The following is a 15,049-nucleotide window of genomic DNA, read 5'->3' as shown; positions in this document are numbered from 1 at the left end:
CGATGGAGAGGCTGATCAGCCCGCTGAGGCGATCCAGGGCGCGGCTGGAGAGCTGGTTGGACGCCGACGGGCGTCGCCCGATGGCCCTGGGCCTGGCGGCCCTGATCGGGCTTTGCATCCTGGCGTTCTTCCAGCAGCTCGGCACCCTCGGGCTGATGGACAAGACCGAGGGCCTGTTCGTGGAGGTGGCCCGCCAGATGGCGGACAGCGGCGACTGGGTCACCCCCCGCTGGAACGGCGCCACCTTCTTCGACTACCCGGTGTGGGGCTACTGGATGGTGGCCCTCAGTTTCCGGTTGTTCGGCCTCAGCGAGTGGGCCGCCCGCCTGCCCGTGGCCCTGGCTGCCAGCGCCGTGGTGCTGGCCATGGCCGCCCTGGTGTGGCAGCTGGCCCCCGCCGCAGAGCTGCCGCGGCGGCGGGTGGGTCGCGCGACCCTGGCCGCCACCGTGCTGGCCCTCTCGCCCGGCTGGGTGGGCTGGGGCCGCTCCTCGGTGACGGACATGTTTCTCTCCAGCGCCATCGCGCTGGCACTCTTCGGCTTTGCCCTGGCCTACGCCCAGCCCGAGCGGGTGGCGCTGCGGCGCCTAGGCCACGGCTCCATGGCCCTCTTCGCCGGCATCGCGACGCTCGCCAAGGGCCCGGTGGGCCTGCTGCTGCCAGGCCTGGTGATCATCGTGTTCCTGCTGTTCAAGGGCCAGCTGCTCGCCCAGCTGCGGCGGGCGCCCCTGCTGCCGATGGCGGCCCTCTTCCTGGGGGTGACCACCCCCTGGTATGCCCTGGCCACCCAGGTCAATGGCATGGAGTTCCTGCAGCACTTCATCGGCTTCAGCAATCTGGAGCGCTTCACCTCAGTGCTGTATTCCCACCCGGGACCGCCCTGGTACTACCTGCCCTGGCTGCTGCTGCTGCTGCTGCCCTGGTCGCTGTATCTGCCAGTAGCCCTGACCCGGCTGCGTTTCTGGCGACTGGAGCGCTGGCGGACACCGCCCACGGGCGCAGACCTGCCGCTGCTGGCCCTGGTGTGGCTGGTGGTGGTGGTGGCCTTCTTCTCGGCCGCGGCCACCAAATTGCCTGGCTATATCCTGCCGTCGATCCCCGCAGGGGCCCTGCTACTGGCCCTGCAGTTCCAGCCCCTGGAGCAGACCGCCCAGCCCCAGGGCCGCGGCCAGGCCGCCAGCGGCTGGGTCAATGCGGCCGTTCTCGGCCTGATGGCCCTGGCGGCGGCCCTGGCGCCCCGGCTGGTGGCCAGCGATCCCGCCTATCCGGACTTCGCCGCCGCGCTGCAGGCCTCGGGCCTCCCCCAGCTGCTGGCCGCCCTGCTGGCCGCGGCCACCCTCGGCCTGGCCCTGCTGCTGCTGCGGCCCGGGGGCCTGGCCTGGCTGTGGCTCCCGAATGCGGGCGCCTTCCTGGGCCTGCTGGCCCTGGTGCTGCCTGGCCTGGCACCCCTGCTGGATCGTGAGCGCCAGCTGCCGATCCGCCAGCTGGCGCGCCTGGCGGGCGAGATCGCCCGGCCGGGTGAGCCGCTGCTGGTGGTGGGCTACAAGCGCTACAGCGTCGTGTACTACAGCGGCCGGCCGGTGCTGTTCGTGCACAGCGCCGACGATGCCCGCCGGGAGCTGGCGGATCGGGGGGCCCCAGGACAACCTGGACCGGTCCGCCCCGGAGCGGCCCCAGCCAGCCTGCTGCTGTTCGGCAACGACGCCGAACTGCTGGAGTTTGGGGTGGGCCCAGGCGATGGTGAGCTGCTGGCGCGGCGCCAGGCCCACCGGCTGATCCGCCTGTCCCTGGCCCGCCTGAACCAGCTGCAGGACTCCTGATGCGAACGGTGTTGTCCCTGGCGCGGCTATGGCTGCAGCAGCTGGGCCCCTGGCGCCTGGCCTTCGGTGTCCTGGTGGCCGCCGCCCTGGCGGGCTTCGGCCCCCGGCTGGCCAGCGACAGGCACCCGGCCTTCGATGAAGCGGTGCTGGAGCGGATCCACGGCGCCATCCCCGACGGGCTGGGCCGGCTGTTGCTGCTGGTGTATCAGCTCAGCGGCGTGCACGTGACCGCCTTTCTGGTGCTGGCGGTGCTCGGCTTTCTGACCTGGCGCCGCCTCTGGGCCGAACTGGCCTGTCTGGCTGTGGGCACGGCGGGCATCCTGCTGATCGTGGACCGCTGGCTCAAGCCCCTGTTCGACCGGGCCCGCCCCAGCGATCGGCTGCTCGAGAACATCAGCGGCCGCAGCTTCCCCAGTGGCCATGCGGCCGGCTCGGTGGTGTTCTATTTCCTGACCTGCACGCTGCTGGCAGCCCACTACCCCAAGCTGCGCCGGCCCCTGTTCCTCGGCTCGAGCGCCTGGGTGGCGCTGGTGTGGCTGAGCACCCTCTACTGCCGCGCCCACTGGCTCACCGACATCGTGGCCGGGGCCTCCCTGGGCTACGTGTGGCTGAGCTGCTGCCTGGCCGGCTTTGCGGTGTGGGAGCGGCGCCGGCGACCCGCCTGATGCCACGCTGCCTGCCAGCGCAAGCCCCCAGCAGCGGTGCGATTCACAGCTCCGCGTCGTCCTCCCTCCCGAAACCCCCATGACCGCCGACTCCGCCCCCCAAGCCACCGCCGAGCTGGCCGCGCTGGCCGAACTCTGTGGCCTGCGCAGCGCACCCGCCCTCACGAACGAGCAGCGCGCAGTCCTGCGCCAGCAGCTCGACGCCGCCATCGCCCGCTGCGACTGGTTCACCGTGGGGGTGATGGCCCCAACGGCCAGCGCCGCCGCGCAGGCCCTGCGGGCCACCGAGGCGGCCCTGGGCTGGCCGGCCCTGGAGCTGGATCCGGGCTGCGCCCTGCCCGAGGCGATCGAAGGGCCGGCCTTCCTCAAGGCCAACCAGAACAGCGGCCGATACCTGGTGCGCGCTGAGGCGGGCCTGGGGGAGGGGATCCTGATCACCGGCCACAGTCCCGCCGATCCGGGCGCCGAGGCCACCTGGGGACCGCTGCCCCTCGATTTCTTCTGATCACGACCTCCCCCATCCGCCCCTGGAGCGGACCGGCCACTCCTTAGGCTTGGCGGCTCTGATTCGGCAGCCGCCGCTGCCCCCGAAGCATCTGATGGCCGCCTCCCAACTGCGCATCGCCTCCCGCCGCAGCCAGCTGGCCATGGTGCAGACCCACTGGGTGCGCGATGAGCTGGCCAAGGCCCACGCCGGCCTGGAGATCACGATCGAGGCCATGGCGACCCAGGGCGACAAGATCCTGGATGTGGCCCTGGCCAAAATCGGCGACAAGGGGCTGTTCACCAAGGAACTGGAGGCCCAGATGCTGGTGGATCGGGCCGACATCGCCGTCCACAGCCTCAAGGACCTGCCCACCAACCTGCCCGAGGGCCTGATGCTGGGCTGCATCACCGAGCGGGAGGATCCCGCCGATGCCCTGGTGGTGCACGCCAAGCACGCCGACAAGACCCTCGCCACCCTGCCGGAGGGTGCGGTGGTGGGCACCAGCTCGCTGCGGCGCCTGGCCCAGCTGCGCCACCACTTTCCTCACCTCACCTTCAAGGATGTGCGGGGCAACGTGATCACCCGCCTTGAGAAGCTCGATGCCGGTGAGTTCGACTGCCTGATCCTGGCGGCCGCCGGTCTGGGCCGCCTGGGCCTGGGGGATCGCATCCACGAGCTGATCGATCCCTCGATCTCCCTGCACGCCGTGGGACAGGGAGCCCTCGGCATCGAGTGCCGCGAGGGTGATGAGGCCGTGCTGACCCAGATCAAGGTCCTGGAGCACCTGCCCACCGCCCGCCGCTGCCTGGCCGAACGCGCCTTCCTGCGGGAGCTGGAGGGGGGCTGTCAGGTGCCCATCGGCGTCAATACCCGCTTCGAGGGCGACTCCCTGATACTCACGGGCATGGTGGCCAGCCTCGATGGCCTGCGCCTGATCCGCGATGAGGCCCGGGGCCCACAGGAGGATCCGGAGGCCATCGGGATCGCCCTGGCCCACACGCTCAAGGCCCGGGGAGCCGGCGAGATCCTGGAGGAGATCTTTGCAAGCGTCCGGCCCGAGGCCTGAGCAGGGCGTGGAGGCCTCCAGCCCGGCGCAACCCGCCGGGCTGGAGCCAGGGCAAGCCACGCCTCTCCCCGGGCAGCCTGGCAGCGCGGAGGGCGAGGCGCGACCGCTGCCCTTCCAGTGGAGTCTGCTGGCCTGGGCCGCGTTGGTGGGGGTATGCACGGGCATCGCCGTGGTGGGCTTCCACTACCTGCTGGGCTTCATCAACAACGTGCTGTTCGGCCCCGTCGTTGAGGGGCTGCTGAACCTGGTGGGCAACACGGCCCCTGAGCCGCTCCCCCAGCCCCTGCCAGCCCCACCGACGGACACCGGCACCCCCCTCAAGGCCCTGCTGCAGATCGGCCTGGGGGGGCTGGGCTTCCTGCCACCCCCCCCCGCACCTCCGGAGCCGATTCCCCTGCCCGGGGAGCCTCTGCCTGCCTGGCTGGCCTCCTGGCCCGTGGTGGTGATCCCCATGCTCGGCGGCCTGGCGGTGGGGATCCTGCGCTTCCTGGTGCGGGATCTGGGCCCGAGCCTGCCCAGCCTGATCGCCATGGCCGACGGCGCCGTCAAGGCAGCCCCCAAGTTGCCGTTGCTGCGGCTGGTGGCCGCCTCCCTGAGCCTGGGCAGTGGCGCCTCCCTCGGGCCCGAGGGCCCGAGCGTGGAGAGCGGCGGCAACATCGGCCTGTGGGTGGGCAGCCGCGGTGGCCTGTCCCCCAGCAGCCAGAAGGCCCTGGTGGCGGCGGGCGTGGCGGCGGGTCTGGCAGCGGGCTTCAAGGCGCCGATCGCCGGGGTGTTCTTCGCCTTCGAGGGCAGCTACAGCACCATCCCCGGCCGGCCCAGCGTGCGCGCCGTGCTGGTGGCGGCGGTGGCCTCCGAGTTGGTCACCCAGTTGTGCCTGGGGGACGAACCGATCTTCCGGCTACCGGCCTACGAGGTGCGCTCACCCCTGGAGCTGCCGCTGTATCTGGGCCTGGGCCTGGTGGCGAGCCTGGTGAGCTGGGCCCTGGTGAGCGTGCTCTCAGCTGGCCGCAGCGGACCGGTGCAGCGGGCCCTGAGTCGGGTGCCGACCTGGCTGCTCACGGCCCTGGGGGGCCTGGGGGTGGGGCTGATGGCGCTCGGTTTTCCCCAGGTGCTGGGGGTGGGCTACGACACGATCGAGGCCCTGCTCGGCAGCGACGGCGGCATCGCCCTCACCACCCTGCTGGCCCTGCTGGGCGTGAAGCTGCTGGCCACGGGCCTGAGCAGCGCCACCGGCTTTGTGGGCGGTGGTTTTGCGCCCTCGCTGTTTCTGGGGGCGGTGCTCGGCAATGTCTATGGCCAGCTCCTGGGCGAGAGCGGCTTCGGCCTGCCGGTGGCCGAGCCGCCGGCCTACGCCATGGTGGGCATGGCTGCGGTGCTGGCGGGCAGCGCCCGGGCACCGCTCACGGCCCTGCTGCTGCTGTTTGAGCTGACCCGCGACATCCGCATCGTGCTGCCCCTGATGGCGGCGGCTGGCCTGAGCGCCGCTCTGGTGGAGCGCTGGCAGGGCCTGAGCGATCCCGGGCTGCTGGGGCCCGACGCGCTGGAGGAGGAGCGGCGGCGTGAGCTGACGTCCCTTGGCGTGGGGGAGGCCCTGGAACCCGAGGCTCCGCTCGTGCTGGCGGGCACGCTGCCGGCCAGCGAGGCCCTGGAGCAGCTGCTTGCGGCCCATGGGCACTGCCTGATCGTGAGCCAGGACGATTGGGTGATCGGCCTGGTGACCCTGGGAGATCTGCAGCGGGGCCTGACAGCTGCCAATGGCAGCAGCCTCAGCCTGGCGGACTGCCGGCGCAGCGACATGGTCTGGCTGCCGGCTAGTGCCAACCTGGCCCAGCTGGAGGACCAACTGCGCCCCAACGGCCTGCGCCAGCTGCCCGTGTTCGCCGTGCCCGATCCCAGCCTGCCAAAGCTGCCGGCCGGGCTGCCCGGCGGAGGCCTGGCCCTGGGCAGCCTGCAGGGCCTGGCCAGCCGCGACGGCATGGCCCGGGCCCTGGCCCGACGGGCGAGCCATCCCTAGGGCTTGATCACCACCGGCGTGCCGATGCTCACGGATTCAAAGAGCTTCTCCACGTGCTCGTTGCGCATGCGCACGCAGCCTTGGCTCACGGCCGCCCGAGCGTCCACCCACCAGGGCCAGGGAGTGCCGTGGATGCCGTAGTCGTCCTGGCCGGCGCGCAGGAAACCGATCCAGCGGTGCCCCAGGGGACCATTGCGACCCACGGCACCCTTGACCTGGCCGCTCACGGTGCTGCGATACACCGGGTTCACGACCTTGGTCATCACCTTGTAGGTGCCGGTGGGGGTGGGGGTTTTGGGAGCGCCGATCACCACGGGCCATCTGCCCTCCACCTTGCCGTCGCGGAGCAAGCTGATCTCACGCTTACTCAGCACCAACCTGATTTCGGTCCTGCTGTCCGCGGCGTCGGAACCCGTGGCCACGGCAGCTGCTGGAGCTTGACGCGCGGCCGGCACGACCCCGGCTGCCGGCGCCGACTCGACGGTGGGGGCCGGGGCTGGGCCGCCAGACTCGGCGGCCCTGGCACCGCTTGCCGGATCCAGCGATCCCGTCAAGGGCAGGGCAAAGCCCCCGACCACGAGCAGGGGCATGGAACTGGCCACGGCACTGCGCAGGGAGAGACGGAGCATGGACAGGGCTTGCGTGACGCGTGGATTCACGCTAGCCGCCAACACCCAATCGCCAACGCCAGTCGCTGGAAGACCACCTGGGGGAATGGGTCCCAGAACCAGCGGCCACCACCCAGGGCTCAGTTGACCAGCTTGGCCTCGATGGTGTCGAGGTAGCGCTGCTCGCACTCCTTGATGATCCGCACGGCCTCGGCGACATCGAGGAAGCCATTCACACGGCAGGTGCCGGGCTTCTTGAGGTCCTTGTAGTGCTCCCAGTAGTACTGGGTTTCCTTGATCCAGTGCTCACCCAGCTGGGTGAAGCTGGTGATGTGGTCCTGGCGCTTGTCGTCGGCCAGCACGGCGATCACCTTGTCGTCCACCTCACCGCCATCGTCGAAGGTCATGATGCCAATGATGCGGGCCTCCACTACCGAGCCCGGGACCAGGGGCTCGGTCACATTCACGATCTCGATATCCAGCGGGTCGCCGTCCTCATCCCAGGTGCGGGGGATGCAGCCGTAGGCAAAGGGATAGGCCAGCGAGGAATAGCCGACGCGATCGAGCTTGAGATGGCCGGTCTCGGTGATCAGCTCGTACTTGTTGATCGTGTTGGAGTTCAGCTCCACGATTGCGTTGAGGCGCAGCTCGGCTTCATCGGCGAAGGCCGGCAGCACGTGCAGCAGGTTGAGCATCGTGCGGCTCGGAGCGTGGTCGATGTTCGCCATGAAGCGACTGAAAAACAGCTGGGGGGCATCCTACGGATCGCGGCCCGGGGGCCCCACTCCAGCGGCGCCACCTCAGCCAAGACCGCCCAGGTCCGCGACCTTGGCACCGAGGTAGTCCAGAAAGGGCCGGGCGCTCAGGGGCCTGCCCGTGACCTGGTGGACCAGCTCCTCCGCATTGACCAGGCGACCCAGGGGCCAGACATGCCGGCCCAGCCAACCCTGCAGAGCGTCCTCACGCCCCGAGGCAATCAGGCCCTGAATGGGCCCGATGTCCTGCTCCATGGCCTCGGAGAGCTGGGCGCTGATCAGATGCCCCAGCGCATAGGACGGGAAGTAGCCAAACAGCCCCTCGGCCCAGTGGATGTCCTGCAGACATCCCTCCGCATCCGTGCTGGGCTGGATTCCGAGCAGATCGCGCATCCGCTGGTTCCACTGCTGCGGCAGCTCGTCCACCGGCATCCCCTGCTCGAGCAGGGCCAGCTCCAGCTCGAAGCGCAGCACGATGTGCAGGCCGTAGCTGAGCTCATCGGCCTCGACCCGGATCAGGCCGGGCTTCAGCGGATTGAGCGCCCGCCAGAACCCAGGGGCACCGCCCCATGGGTCGGCAGCCAACCCAGCGGCGAAGCGCCCATGCCAACGCTCGGCGAAGCTCCGGCTGCGCGCCACCCGGCACTCCCAGAACAGCGACTGGGACTCATGCACCCCCATCGAGGTGGCCTCCCCGAGGGGCCATGGGAAGAAGTGGTCATCCGTGCGGGGCAAGCCCTGCTCGTAGAGGGAGTGGCCCCACTCGTGGGCGGTGGCCAGGAAGGCCGAGAGGGGCTGGCCCGGCACAACCCGGGTGGTGATGCGGAAGTCCTGGGGGCCGAGGGTGCAGGAGAAGGGGTGGGCCGAGCGGGAGCGCTGGCAGTGCCGTGGGTCGTAGCCCCAGCTGTCGAGCAGATCGGCGCAGAGGCGCTCCTGCAGGGCCTCCGGCAGATCCATGGGGTCCGAGGATTGGGGAGTGGCAGCGGCGGCGGCCCTGCCGCTGGCCACCTGGGCGATCAGGGGCGGCAGCTCAGCCTTGAGGGAGGCGAAGAGTTCCTCGAGGCGGGCCTTGCTGATGTCGGGCTCGAAGGGCTGGGCCAGGATTTCCCAGGGACTGCGGGCCACCGGCTCGGCGGCGGCCAGCTGGCTGGCCTGCTGGCGGCGCAGGTCGATCAGCTCCTGGAGCGCCGGGGCAAAGGCGGCATAGTCGTTGTTGGCGCGGGCCTCCTGCCACACGGCATTACCGCGGGACTGGGCCCTGGCCAGGGCGCTCACCAGGGCGGGATCCAGGCAGCGCTGGCGCTCCAGCTCCAGGCGCAGCAGCTGCAGGTTGCGGCGCTGCTCAGGCAGCGCATCGGCGCCCAGCTCGCCTTCCGCTGCCGCCACCAGCTCGGCGTAGGCACTGCTGCTCTGCCGCCCATGCAGCTGGCTCGCCAGCAGGGCCAGCTGCTCGCCCCGCCAGGTCGCACCGGCCGCCGGCATCACGGTGTTCTGGTCGTAGTAGAGGGCGCTGCTGATCGAGCCCAGCAACCGCGTCTGGTGCAGGTGCTGATGCAGCCGATCGAGGGCGGATGCCGAAACTGCCATGGGGCCGGAGCAGCGATGGCGTCAGCATGCCGCCCCAGCCAAGGGAGCCGAGCCGTCTCGGAACCCCGAACCAGGCTTGGATCAGGTGCTGAGCCTGGCGGCGTTGCGCCCTGCGTTCTTCACGGCATAGAGCGCGGCATCGGCGCGGTCGAACCACTGCTCCAGGCTCTCGTGGGCACGAAGCTCCGCCACGCCGATGCTCAGCGTGACCACCCATCCCCCGGGGAATGGGTGGCTGGAGACGCTCGCGCACAGACGGTTCGCCACCTGGAGAGCCTCGTCAGGCTGCACCCGCGGCATCACCATGATGAATTCATCCCCACCCCAGCGAGCCACTCGATCCGACTCACGCAGGCTGGCTGCAAGCAAGTGGGACACCTCAATCAGAATCTTGTCACCCAGAGTGTGACCCAGACCATCATTGATCTCCTTGAAGTGATCCACATCAATCACCAGAAGAGACAGGCTCTTCCCATGCTCTAGGCTCGTCTTCATCTGCGCCCGCAGAATGTCCTCAAAATGACGGCGGTTCAAGAGGCCTGTGAGCCCATCGGTCGTGGCACGACCGTGCAGCAACGCGTTGGCTGAGAGCAGGGCGCTGTTGGCCTCTTCGGCGGCATCGCGAGCTTCGCTGAGATTGCGCTCATAGAGCTTGCGAACGCGGATATCCCGCGTGACACCAACAAAACCCATCAGCGGCCCGTCCTTCTCACGCAACGGCGTCATGGTGATCTCGGTCCAGAGCCGCGAACCATCCCGATGGAGATGCTCGAGTTCCGCCCGGTAGGACGGCAGGAGGGGATCGACCGGTTGCCGCTGCTGGAGCCACTGCGCGAGGGCACCCTGCAGGGAGGAGGCCGAAGCTGGAGTCAGCAGACTGTTCAGGGGTTTGCCGATCCACTGCTCGGCCCCATAGCCCAGAAGGGATTTCAAGGAGGGGCTGATGAAGGTGAAGAGTCCCTGGGAATCCAGGGTCCAGATCACATCATCCACATTGTCGGCAATCAGCCGATACCGCCGTTCACTGGCCTGCAGCTCTGCCTTGGTCTGCTGGAGGATCGCCATCTGGCGCTGCAATTGCTTCGCGCGGCGACGCTCCGCGTCGGCGAACGCATCGATCAGGCAGCGGCTGATCGCCAGAAACAGCAGCACATCGATCGGCAGGAACACGATGGCCAGGCCGAATTGCGGAGACTGAACCGGAAGCGCAGCACTTGACAAAGCCGCGGAACGGGACGAAAAGTCGCCGGCATGACGGACCAGGCTCAAGACGATCTGACTGGCCAGCAGCAGCTTGAGGAGCCGCAGAGGTGGCACGACGGCCCGTCGGCCGATCAGGGCCACCTCCAGGAAGGCCCAGAGCGAGAGCACGGCCAGCAGCAGGGCAATCAGGACATACTGGGATCCATACAGATGGTTGATCACCAGGACTTCAAAGATGGCGTTGATCAGGAAGATCAACGCTGAAAGCAGGCCCGCACTCTGAAGCGGCAGGGTGATGGAGCGGCGCTCCGCAGGGCTCCCATCGGCAAGGCGACTGGGCATCACGGCATGGACCGGGCAGGACGGTCGAATCCCGTCACGGGCGCCACGATCGCGTCCCAGGTGGCACGACAGCCCGGACGATGCGCTTCGCAGCGGGCGGACCAGCTGGGCAGGACGACCTCCCGGGAGAGCCGCTGGAGAAGCTGAACGTCCTGGCTGCTGACCGGAACACGGCGCAGGGCAGAGGGTCGCAGCTGACGGCAGGGTCCGCCCAGAATGCAGCGCTCCGACTCCCGTTGCAGGTCCTCGGAGTAGCGCCACAGTTTCACACTGAACGCCCTGAAGGCCTTCGTCAGGCGATCCTGCTCCTCAGGCCGCAGCGCCTTCCACTTGGCCAGGGAGATGGCATAGCCGTTGAAGCCGAATTGAAAGGCGAGCGGGTAATAGTAGCGGGTGTGCTCCGTCCAGCCGGCGAAGTTGGCGGAGGCGGCACTGGTCACGGCGCAGTCGACCAGACCAAGCTCCAGGGCTTTCTTGGTGTCTTCAAAGGGAAGAATCGCGGGGATTCCGCCAATCGCTGCAATCAACTGCGCCAAGCCAGGGCTGGCGATCCTCACCTTGCGTCCCTTGAGATCGCTCAGCTTCCCTAGAGGGCTTCGGCAGACCATGACCTGGGGACCGAAACTCCAGAGTCCAAGCAGCTTGGCTCCGAAGCTGTCCTGCAGATAGCGGTCCAGCGTTGGGGCATAGGCCTCAACAACCCGTCGGGCCTTCTGAAAATCTGGAATCATTCCTGGCAAATCCAGGCCCTCCAAGGCCGGCTCCTTGGCGATGTTCTGCATGAAACGCAGGGACACGATATCCACACGCCCATCACGCAGGGCCTCCAGCTGGTGGGTATCCTTCAAGCCAAAGGAATCAGCCGTTTGATAGGTGATCGTCAACGGCAGATCCGTGGTTTCTGCCAGATGGCGAAAAAAGGGAGCTTCCTGGTCCCGCTGCAGCAGACCCACCGACTGGGGCTGACCCAGGACCAGCAGCGGGATGGTTCTGTAGTGCTGCCAGGCAGCAACAAACGCCGCCACCACTCCAGCCATCAGGAGCAGACGAGCCGTGACCTGGCGGTTCACAGCCAAGGAGTCGTCAGGTCAAGGGCCATCGGGTCTCGCGGCTCGCGACGGCCACACTTTTCGATCGGATACTAGGCCCGGGCAGGACAGCTGACCGAATGGATGTTGACGACTGTTTTACAGATCAGGAACGGGTCTGTACCAGCAGCCCATCCCGGGGCGAGGGGCTGGGCAGGCGCTGCAGACTGAGGTCCTGGTGGGGGGCCAGGCCGAGGCTCACCTGGCGCAGCAGCCCCACCACCATCAGCCGGATCTCCAGCTCCGCCAGGGCCTTGCCCAGGCACACCCGCTCGCCGCCACCGAAGGGCAGCAGGGTGACGCCGCCGTCAGCCTCGAGGTGACGCTGGGGTCGGAACGTCTCCAGATCAAGCCGCTCCTTGCGGGAGCCCTCCCCGTCGCCAGCCTCCGGTCCGTCGGCATGGCGATGGGAGGCGGCCAGGGCCACCTGCACCACCCGCCCAGCCGGCACCGCCACCCCGGCCAGCGCCACGGGCCGGACGGTGCGGCGGAAGAAACCGCCCACCGGCGGCGTGAAGCGCAGCACCTCCTGCACCAGGGCATCGAGCCGCGGCGCCTGGGCGGGGTCGTAGGCGGTGGGGGCCTCCGTCCCAGGCGGCGGCCAGGGCAGGGCGTCCAGCTCGACCCTCAGCCAGTCCTCGAGAGCCGGATCGAGCAGCAGCGCCCGCATCAGGCAGCTGAGGGAGGACGCCGTGGTCTCGTAGCCGGCGAAGAGCAGCAGCAGCAGCTGCTCCACCAGGTCGGCATCGCCGAGGGGCAGGCCGGCCTCATCCAGGCCGCCCGCCAGGAGGTCCAGCCCGCCGCGACCCTGGGGCGCCTGCTCCAGCACCTGCTGCAGCCGCGCCAGCAGCCGGGCGCGGGCCGCCAGGGCCCGGGCGAAGGGGCTGCCGGGGAGGGGCAGCGGCAACGAGAAGAGGGCCCGGGTCCAGATCTCGAAGTCGGTGAAGAGGGCGTCGCGATCGGGGCCCTCCAGGCCCAGCACCACCGTGGCGATCACCGAGAAGGCAAAGCGCCGCATCCGCCCGGCCAGGGGCAGCGGCTGGCCAGCGCCCCGCAGCTCCGAGGCCAGCTCATCCACCAGCGCCACGATCTGCAGGCTGTAGCGCCGCAGGGCCGCCGCCGAGAACAGCTGACCCACCACCCGCCGCCGGGCCCGGTGGGCCGGACCGTTGCGGTTGGCCAGCGATCGGCTCCCCAGCAGCTGACGCACGCTTTCGGGCCACCAGCCCTCCACCGCCTCCCCCTGGGCCAGCAGATCGCCGATCGCCGCGCCACCGCGGATGAACACCATCGGCTGACCCAGCAGCACCGTCTCGAACACGTCGCCGTGGCGATCGAAGCGGCGCTCGGCAAAGCCGGGATCGCGGAAGAAGGCGAGGGTTTCCAGAATCCCGCTCACCGCGCCGGTGCGGGGCAGGGGACGCGTGCCACTGGCGGCAGGTGGCGCACTCGCAGAGGGGTCCATAGCGCGACCCTAGGCCTGGCGGCGCGGCTGGCCGGCCGGGGCCTCAGCTCCAGTGCAGCCGCATCGGCACCGCCCCCTCCAGGCTCTCCTTCACGGGGCAGGTCTCACCGGCGCGGATCAGCTGCTGGCGCTGCTCGGCGCTGAGATCCGCCGGCAACTGGATCCACACCTCCAGCAGGTCGATGCGGCGCACGCCGCTGCGGGTCATGGTCTTCTCCACCCGGGCGGTGGCGCCCTCCAGGTGCCAGCCCTGGCGCTCGGCGGTGATGCCGAGCACCGTGAGGATGCAGGTCGAGAGGGCCGTGGCCACCAGATCCGTGGGGGAAAAGCGCTCGCCGCGGCCCTGGTTGTCGGTGGGGGCATCGGTATCCAGCTCCGAGCCGGACGGGCCATGGACGGCATGGCAGCGCAGCTGGCCGTCGTAGCGGGTGTCGATCGTGGTCATGGGCGCGGGGGCGGGACGGGGGGCAGGAGGGTGCGGCGAGGGGCTGCAGCCCCCTGGCCCGGCAGCAATGGGACGGGGGCTCCACACTGGCAGCAGCCATTCCAGGTGCGCTGGGTCCCGAGGCGGGCGGGCACCCGCGAGCACGCCCTGACCGCCACCGTTCGTCGCCCAGCAGCCGCCCTGCCCATGCCGCCACTGCCCGATCCACTCGCCCTGCTGGCCTTCATCGCCGAGCCCAGTGCCAATGCGCCGGTGCTGGGGTTGGCGCGGGCGATCCAGCTCTCCGTGGGCCCGGTGTTCCTGCTGACGGGCATCTCCGGCCTGCTGGGGGTGCTGGCCGGCCGGCTCTCTCGCGTGGTGGACCGGGCCCGCACCATGCAGGACCAGCTCAGTCGCAGCGAGGCGAGCGGCGGCGACCCCACCGAACGGGAGCCCCTGCACCAGGAGATGCGGATCCATAAGCGCCGCATGGTGCTGCTGGGGCGAGCGATGCAGTGCGCCACCCTCACGGGCCTGCTGGTGGCGGCGGTGGTGTCGGTGACCTTTGTGAGCGCCGTGGCGGTGCTCGACCTGGCGGCCATCGTGGTGCCGCTGTTCGTGGTGGCGATGACCAGCCTGATGGGGGCGCTTCTGCTGCTGCTGCGGGAGACCCAGCTCTCCACCGCCCAGCTCAGCCGCCGCTTCTGACCGGCTCTGGCGCCGTGGTGCAGGCTCCGCTGCGGCACCGGCAGAGGGTATCCAGGTCGGGCCGGCGGGTAAGCCACAGGCGCCGCTCGGCCCAGAGGTGGTAGAGGCCCTCGGCCAGGGGCCCGAGCAGCGGCCAGCCCGTGGGGGCATAGAGCCAGCCCAGGCCAATCAGCCGGTAGGACGCGCGGAACACCGCCAGATCCCGCAGCACGCTGCCGTCAGCGGCGATGGCATGGATGCGGCCCATGGCCTGGCGGTAAGTCACGCCGGCGTGGGCAGCGGGGTCGTAGCCGGGCTGGTCGATGTCCACAAAGGCGAGCTGGGGCCGATCGCCGTGGAGCTTGCGGTCGCGGCGCTCAAGCCAGAGCACCTCCCGCACGCAGAGGGGGCAGCCGCCGTCGTAGAGGAGGGTGAGGTCAGCCATCGGACGAGGCTAGGCAGCCCGCCGCTCAAGCCGCTCACTTCCTGCGGCAGTAACCGCCCCCCACGTTCATCCACCCCTCCAGGCAGGCCTTGCCGTTGGTGGGCGTCACCGTGTAGCGCATCAGCCCCAGGGTGGAGCACTTGCCATTGAGCATGTCCACATACCCGAGGGGGCAGATCGCCTGCAGTTTGGGCACCACCCGCTGGGCACGGGCGGCAGGGGCCAGCGCCAGCGGCGTGAGAGCCAGGCTCAGCAGGGCAGAGAGCTCCAGGGCACGGGCAAGCCCGCGAGGGGCAGGCAGGGCGGGCATGGGCATGGGCCGGCTGCGAGGGACCACACGCTATCGGCGCTGGATCCCCCTGCCAGCTCTGGCCTGGGGCTGCGCCAGAGCAGGGG

General features: G+C 69.8%; 15 protein-coding genes. 6 read left to right on the top strand and 9 right to left on the bottom strand.

The window, feature by feature from the left end; genetic code table 11:
• Positions 1-2 precede the first annotated feature (2 nt).
• The 5 genes from CJZ98_RS00920 (at position 3) to CJZ98_RS00900 (ending at position 6,049) form a co-directional block, all read left to right on the top strand.
• Complete coding sequence (locus CJZ98_RS00920) at positions 3-1,817, top strand: ArnT family glycosyltransferase (RefSeq protein WP_094587686.1); 1,815 nt, start codon at positions 3-5, stop codon at positions 1,815-1,817.
• On the top strand, positions 1,817-2,482 hold the full coding sequence (locus tag CJZ98_RS00915; RefSeq protein ID WP_094587615.1) for a phosphatase PAP2 family protein: 666 nt from the start codon (positions 1,817-1,819) through the stop codon (positions 2,480-2,482). The genes CJZ98_RS00920 and CJZ98_RS00915 overlap by 1 nt, the downstream gene beginning before the upstream one ends.
• Positions 2,483-2,561: 79 nt before the next feature.
• Positions 2,562-2,987 carry a DUF1824 family protein gene (locus tag CJZ98_RS00910; RefSeq protein WP_094587614.1) on the top strand — a complete coding sequence of 142 codons (426 nt, stop codon included), beginning with the start codon at positions 2,562-2,564 and terminating at the stop codon, positions 2,985-2,987.
• 94 nt (positions 2,988-3,081) lie between these two features.
• Positions 3,082-4,035 carry a hydroxymethylbilane synthase gene (hemC, locus tag CJZ98_RS00905; RefSeq protein ID WP_094587685.1) on the top strand — a complete coding sequence of 318 codons (954 nt, stop codon included), beginning with the start codon at positions 3,082-3,084 and terminating at the stop codon, positions 4,033-4,035.
• Between the two features lie 7 nt (positions 4,036-4,042).
• Entirely contained in the window at positions 4,043-6,049 is a 2,007-nt protein-coding gene (locus CJZ98_RS00900) for a chloride channel protein (RefSeq protein WP_232756080.1), read from the top strand.
• On the opposite strand, the gene CJZ98_RS00895 is transcribed toward CJZ98_RS00900, so the two are convergent.
• The 7 genes from CJZ98_RS00895 to CJZ98_RS00865 form a co-directional block, all read right to left on the bottom strand.
• Complete coding sequence (locus CJZ98_RS00895) at positions 6,046-6,678, bottom strand: L,D-transpeptidase (protein WP_232756079.1); 633 nt, start codon at positions 6,676-6,678, stop codon at positions 6,046-6,048. The genes CJZ98_RS00900 and CJZ98_RS00895 overlap by 4 nt on opposite strands.
• Before the next feature lie 119 nt (positions 6,679-6,797).
• Entirely contained in the window at positions 6,798-7,385 is a 588-nt protein-coding gene (locus CJZ98_RS00890) for an inorganic diphosphatase (protein WP_094587613.1), read from the bottom strand.
• A gap of 72 nt (positions 7,386-7,457) precedes the next feature.
• The gene (locus tag CJZ98_RS00885; protein WP_094587612.1) at positions 7,458-8,999 is read right to left on the bottom strand and encodes a carboxypeptidase M32; all 1,542 of its coding nucleotides are present in this window, start codon (positions 8,997-8,999) and stop codon (positions 7,458-7,460) included.
• 81 nt (positions 9,000-9,080) lie between these two features.
• A complete protein-coding gene (locus CJZ98_RS00880) occupies positions 9,081-10,544 on the bottom strand; it encodes a GGDEF domain-containing protein (protein WP_094587611.1) in 1,464 nt (487 codons plus the stop codon).
• Positions 10,544-11,497, bottom strand: coding sequence for a TRAP transporter substrate-binding protein DctP (dctP, locus tag CJZ98_RS00875; protein WP_157910823.1), 954 nt, complete (start codon positions 11,495-11,497; stop codon positions 10,544-10,546). Before dctP ends, CJZ98_RS00880 begins: the two co-directional genes overlap by 1 nt.
• 241 nt (positions 11,498-11,738) lie before the next feature.
• Entirely contained in the window at positions 11,739-13,097 is a 1,359-nt protein-coding gene (locus CJZ98_RS00870; RefSeq protein WP_094587609.1) for a cytochrome P450, read from the bottom strand.
• A 43-nt stretch (positions 13,098-13,140) separates the two neighbouring features.
• Positions 13,141-13,542: an OsmC family protein gene (locus tag CJZ98_RS00865; protein ID WP_094587608.1), complete on the bottom strand. Its 402-nt coding sequence runs from the start codon at positions 13,540-13,542 to the stop codon at positions 13,141-13,143.
• A gap of 186 nt (positions 13,543-13,728) precedes the next feature.
• Here CJZ98_RS00865 and CJZ98_RS00860 point away from each other — a divergent pair, with 186 nt between their 5' ends.
• Positions 13,729-14,229 (top strand): DUF2721 domain-containing protein, encoded by a 501-nt coding sequence (locus CJZ98_RS00860; RefSeq protein ID WP_094587607.1) that lies wholly within the window; start codon positions 13,729-13,731, stop codon positions 14,227-14,229.
• On the opposite strand, the gene CJZ98_RS00855 is transcribed toward CJZ98_RS00860, so the two are convergent.
• Together CJZ98_RS00855 and CJZ98_RS00850 are read right to left on the bottom strand one after the other, a co-directional pair.
• Positions 14,213-14,653 (bottom strand): thiol-disulfide oxidoreductase DCC family protein, encoded by a 441-nt coding sequence (locus CJZ98_RS00855; protein ID WP_094587606.1) that lies wholly within the window; start codon positions 14,651-14,653, stop codon positions 14,213-14,215. The two genes, CJZ98_RS00860 and CJZ98_RS00855, sit on opposite strands and share 17 nt — an antisense overlap.
• Before the next feature lie 34 nt (positions 14,654-14,687).
• Positions 14,688-14,963 carry a hypothetical protein gene (locus CJZ98_RS00850; protein WP_232756078.1) on the bottom strand — a complete coding sequence of 92 codons (276 nt, stop codon included), beginning with the start codon at positions 14,961-14,963 and terminating at the stop codon, positions 14,688-14,690.
• Positions 14,964-15,049: the final 86 nt, after the last annotated feature.

Origin of the sequence: Vulcanococcus limneticus LL (assembly GCF_002252705.1) — a bacterium.
Lineage (GTDB): Bacteria > Cyanobacteriota > Cyanobacteriia > PCC-6307 > Cyanobiaceae > Vulcanococcus > Vulcanococcus limneticus.
This window is presented reverse-complemented; position numbering and strand designations above follow the sequence as displayed.

Coding starts and splice junctions, on each gene's coding strand:
- CJZ98_RS00880 (WP_094587611.1), bottom strand. CDS start 10,544: ATGCCCAGTCGCCTTGCCGATGGGAGCCCTGCGGAGCGCCGCTCCATC.
- hemC (WP_094587685.1), top strand. CDS start 3,082: ATGGCCGCCTCCCAACTGCGCATCGCCTCCCGCCGCAGCCAGCTGGCC.
- CJZ98_RS00850 (WP_232756078.1), bottom strand. CDS start 14,963: ATGCCCGCCCTGCCTGCCCCTCGCGGGCTTGCCCGTGCCCTGGAGCTC.
- CJZ98_RS00865 (WP_094587608.1), bottom strand. CDS start 13,542: ATGACCACGATCGACACCCGCTACGACGGCCAGCTGCGCTGCCATGCC.
- CJZ98_RS00885 (WP_094587612.1), bottom strand. CDS start 8,999: ATGGCAGTTTCGGCATCCGCCCTCGATCGGCTGCATCAGCACCTGCAC.
- CJZ98_RS00920 (WP_094587686.1), top strand. CDS start 3: ATGGAGAGGCTGATCAGCCCGCTGAGGCGATCCAGGGCGCGGCTGGAG.
- CJZ98_RS00910 (WP_094587614.1), top strand. CDS start 2,562: ATGACCGCCGACTCCGCCCCCCAAGCCACCGCCGAGCTGGCCGCGCTG.
- CJZ98_RS00915 (WP_094587615.1), top strand. CDS start 1,817: ATGCGAACGGTGTTGTCCCTGGCGCGGCTATGGCTGCAGCAGCTGGGC.
- CJZ98_RS00860 (WP_094587607.1), top strand. CDS start 13,729: ATGCCGCCACTGCCCGATCCACTCGCCCTGCTGGCCTTCATCGCCGAG.
- CJZ98_RS00855 (WP_094587606.1), bottom strand. CDS start 14,653: ATGGCTGACCTCACCCTCCTCTACGACGGCGGCTGCCCCCTCTGCGTG.
- CJZ98_RS00870 (WP_094587609.1), bottom strand. CDS start 13,097: ATGGACCCCTCTGCGAGTGCGCCACCTGCCGCCAGTGGCACGCGTCCC.
- CJZ98_RS00890 (WP_094587613.1), bottom strand. CDS start 7,385: ATGGCGAACATCGACCACGCTCCGAGCCGCACGATGCTCAACCTGCTG.
- CJZ98_RS00895 (WP_232756079.1), bottom strand. CDS start 6,678: ATGCTCCGTCTCTCCCTGCGCAGTGCCGTGGCCAGTTCCATGCCCCTG.